The organism is Dapis brunnea BLCC-M229, from assembly GCF_050015995.1.
Lineage (GTDB): Bacteria > Cyanobacteriota > Cyanobacteriia > Cyanobacteriales > Microcoleaceae > Trichodesmium.
Genome location: NZ_JBNHEP010000133.1, coordinates 1 through 4,598, shown reverse-complemented (window position 1 = coordinate 4,598; position 4,598 = coordinate 1). Strand labels below are relative to the sequence as shown.

The 4,598-nt window shown below is 37.0% G+C and carries 2 protein-coding genes; both read left to right on the top strand.

Annotated elements, in window-relative coordinates; translation table 11 throughout:
* The coding region (locus ACP6PM_RS15790) for a glycosyltransferase family 2 protein (RefSeq protein ID WP_426586202.1) at positions 1–2,250 on the top strand (2,250 nt) is incomplete at its 5' end.
* A 316-nt stretch (positions 2,251–2,566) separates the two neighbouring features.
* The coding region (locus ACP6PM_RS15785; RefSeq protein WP_426586200.1) for a cache domain-containing protein at positions 2,567–4,598 on the top strand (2,032 nt) is incomplete at its 3' end.

Sequence of the window (4,598 nt, the reverse complement as noted above, 5' to 3'; positions counted from 1 at the left end):
CAAAAAGAGGAAGTCAAATCTGGGAAGTCAGAATTTAATATTGAGAAGCAAGAAGAAATAAAGAATGAAGAAGAAGTTTTTCTAGAGTCGTCTTGGGAAAAAGTTGATAGCGATCGCTTAGAGATTTTGCCGGAAAATTTACCATTGGAAACTACCGGGGAAATAATTCCTACAGCTACCTCTTTTATTTCTCCTTTATTGACAGAAATAATGGCAGATTTGGAGAAGTCGCAAACAGAGATTCAAGAAATTCAAGCTGATTTGGAAAAATTCAAATCTAAAAAGACGAATACTTCAGCTAAAAGTTTATTTCTTGTCGAACCAGATACAAATTTGTCTGGGTTGGGAGAGCAAACTCCTACGAAAAAAAAAATTCTAACCAACCAGATAGAAGGAGTTACTAATTTGTCTGGGTTGGGAGATAAAGGTTCTACTGAACCAGTGGTAGAAGTTAATAATTTGTCGGAGTTGGCAAATCAAACTTCTACTAAACCAGTGGTAGAAGTTAATAATTTGTCTGGGTTGGGAGATAAAGGTTCTACTAAACCAGTGGTAGAAGTTAATAATTTGTCTGGGTTGGCAAACCAAACTCCTAGACAAAAAAAACAGGAATTATTGGGTTTATCGGGAGTAACGGTTGAAAAGTTCTGGGAAATTATTAATCCAGTAATTTTAATGGAAGGAAGAAGGAAGACCGAAGTTGGAAGAAGAGATTTTTATCAACCTTCTATGAGTATCCTAACTCCTACTTGGAATTCTTCTTTAGATTGGTTTGTGGAGACAGTTTTGAGTGTTCTTAACCAATCTATTCCTAACTGGGAATGGTGTATTGTTGATGATGGATCGAAACAAGAAGAAATTAGAAATGTTCTTGCAGGTTTAGCAGAAAAAGAATCGAGAATTAAAGTTCTATTTTCAGAAGATAATGGGGGTATTAGTGCTGCGACAAATAAGGCACTGAAAATGGCTACTGGAGAATTTATTTGTTTATTAGACCATGATGATACTCTCGCACCAACAGCTTTAGAAAATAGTTTGCATAAACTCGCAGCAGGATTTGATGTGGTTTATTCTGATGAAGATAAAATTGATTTTTCTGGCTTAAATTATATTGAACCATTCTTTAAACCTGACTGGTCACCTGAATATTTTCGTGGTGTTATGTATGTTGGTCATTTATTATGTGTACGTCGAGAAATAGCTTTAAATATTCAAGGTTTTAAGAGTGAATTTGATGGGGTACAAGATTATGAGTTTATGTTACGAGTTTCCGAGCAAACTAATAAAATTGCTCATATTTCTCAACATCTTTATCATTGGCGAAAAGTTCAGGGAAGTATTTCGGGAGATGCTGATGCTAAAGCAGGTATTGAAGTAGTACAACAAGCTGCTGTTAATGCTCATTTAGAGAGAATTGGTTTGGCAGCAAAAGCGGAACCTGGTTTGGGTAGACATCGGGTAAATATTAATCCTTTGCCGAGAAAGAATTATCCTTTGATTAGTTTGATTATTGCTACTCCTAATATTTCGGAAAGTCTCAGTCAATGGTTGGAAAATTTATTGTCTGTTTCTACTTATCCCGAAAATGAAGTAATTTTAATAACTGGTGAGAATGGAACAGATAATTTCATCGAAAATCCTGCTGTGAAAGTTTTAGGTTTATCGGGTAAGTTTAATTATTCTCGTGCTTATAATTTGGGTGCTAAAACTGCCCAAGGTGAATATTTTGTTTTTCTGAATACTAATTTAGAAGTTGCTGTTAATGATTGGCAAAGACATCTTTTATATTATGCAGAACAATCTGATATTGGTGCTGTGGGAGGATTTTTAGTTTTTCCTAATGGAACTGTTGAACACGCAGGTATTGTGTTAGGAAAATTGGGAAAAGTTAATTATGTGATGCGAGGTTTTCCGACTAATGATGATGGTTATGCAGGTTCTTTAGTTTGTGCAAGAGAGGTGTCTGCTGTTAGTAGAGATTCTTTGATGATGAGTCGGGAAAATTTTGAGTTGGTAGGTGGTTTTAATGAACATTTTTTCTCTGATTATCAGGATATTGATTTGTGTTTGAAGTTGCGGAAAAAAGGTAAGCGAATTGTATTTACTCCTCGCTGTGTTTTAATTAACCATGAATCAGAGAAACATAGACAGGGAAATTATGATGTTGTTGATTATATGTTGCTGTTAGACCAATGGCAAATTGATATGGATCTGGGCGACCCATATTGGAGTAGACGAGTAGGGGAGTAGACGAGTAGGGGAGTGGGGGAGTGGGAGAGTGGGGGAGCAGGGGAGTGGGGGAGTGGGGGAGTAGGGGAGTATTTTTCTACCTTTTGGAATAGGAGAGTGGGGGAGTGGGAGTGGGGGAGTATTTTTCTACCTTTTGGAATAGGAAAGTGGGAGAGTAGGAGAGTAGGAGGGTAGGGGAGTAGGGGAGTATGAGTATTTTTATACCTTTTTCTGCAACTGGTTATTCCTATTCTCTGGTTGTGTAGCGATCGCGAAGTCAGAATTTAGAAGTAGGTTTCAGGGAAGTCAAAAATTAAAAGTCAAAAGTTAAGATTCTATGTTTGGTAAACTTTCTCTGCGGATGGTATTGATAGTCCCCTTTGTGATGCAATTGCTGGCAAGCGTTGGACTGGTAGGTTATTTGTCTTATCGAAGTGGTCAGCAAGCAGTACAAAATCTCTCAGAACGCTTGATGACAGAAGTGGTAGAGCGAGTTAATTTGTATATTCAGCAAAATCTTCAGACGGCAATGCAAATTAACAAAATGAATATTGAAGCAGTCCGAAGTCAAACAGTCAATTTAAACAACCTAGCTGAGATCAAGGGACTTCTATGGAAACGCATTAACCAATTTGAAACCGTGAGTGCTGTTCTTTTAGGTTTACCTGACGGGACTTTCCAAGTAATTCACCAAATGAGACTAAAAGGGTATCCGCAATATCCAGATGAAGAATATATTCAATATGCCTATAACGATCCGAAACTGATGGAACGATTAATTGTAACTTTTGTTGATAAACAAGGTAATCATGGCAAAGAGGCTTTCTCAATTGACAAATTCCCAGTTCAAGAACGTCCTTGGTATCAAGGTGCAGTCCGCGATCGGACTTTCGGTTGGACAAAACCTTTCCAAATAGGAAAACTTCCAGCTCTAGGAGTTAGTAGCTATGCGCCATTTTTTGATCGCAAAGGTGAGTTACAAGGAGTTTTTGCTGTCAATTTGGATTTAAGATTGCTACAAGATTTTCTGAAATCTCTGAATATTTGTAATGGTTGTCGAATTGTACTTATTGATGAGGATGGGAAGTTGCTCGCAAAATCGGTTGATGAGAAGTTGTTTCTTATCTCTAAACAAGATAAGCGCAAAGTTGAAAATTATTATGGGACTTTCGAGCGCTTGAAACCAAACCAAAGCCATGATGCTGTCATTGCTTTTGCTACTAATTATTGGCAAACTTTAAGTTCACAAAAAAAATCACAAGAGCAGTTGCAATTTCGTCTAAATAAAGAGCAATACTTGCTGCGAGTAGTCCCTTTACAATCGTCAAGTTCTGAAATACCTAATCCAAACTGGACTATCGCTATCGTTGTGCCGGAGTCAGAATTTATGGCAGAGATTAATGCTAATACCAGAATTACCATTGCCCTTTGTATTTTGGCGTTGGCGATCGCTATCATCTTAGGTATTTTTACCGCACGTTGGATTACACGACCGATTTTGAAATTAAACCAAGCTGCAAAAAGTATGAGTCAAGGAGAATGGCATCAACAGACAAAAGTAGAGAGCGATCGCTGTGATGAAGTCGGAGAATTAGCTCAGTCTTTCAACCTTATGGCAAGCGAATTACAAGCTTTGTTTGAAACTCTCGAACAACGAGTAGCAGAGCGAACTGTTGAACTCACGGAGTCGAATCAACAATTGGAAGTGGCGAAAGAAAAAGCGGAAGTAGCAAACCAAGCAAAAAGCACTTTCATTGCTAATATGAGTCACGAATTACGCACTCCTTTAAATGCAATTTTAGGCTTTTCGCAAATTATGATCCATTCTCAGAGTTTATCAAAGGAAGACAAAGAAAATACAACTATTATTAATAACAGTGGTAGCTATTTATTAACCTTGATTAATAACATTTTAGATTTATCTAAAATTGAAGCAGGGAAAATGACTCTCAACAGCAAGAGTTTTGACTTTTATTCCTTCTTAAACGAACTTGAAGACTTACTACATATAATGGCAGAAAATAAAGGATTAACATTAATATTCGACCATCAAGATCATGTACCTCAATATATCTATACTGACGAAATTAAGCTGCGTCAAGTCTTAATTAATTTAATCAATAATGGGATTAAATTTACATCTGAAGGGGGTGTAAGCGTAACAGTTGGTAGTCAAAAAGAATCCCCCCTTAATCCCCCCTTAGAAAAGCAGAAGGGGGAAAGTAATGGAAAAGCAAAAATAATTTTTGCAGTGAGAGATACAGGAGCAGGAATAGCTGAAGATGAAATGAGTAAATTATTTGAAGCATTTGCCCAAACTGAAACAGGTAAAAATAGTCAAGAAGGCACAGGTTTAGGATTACCCATTA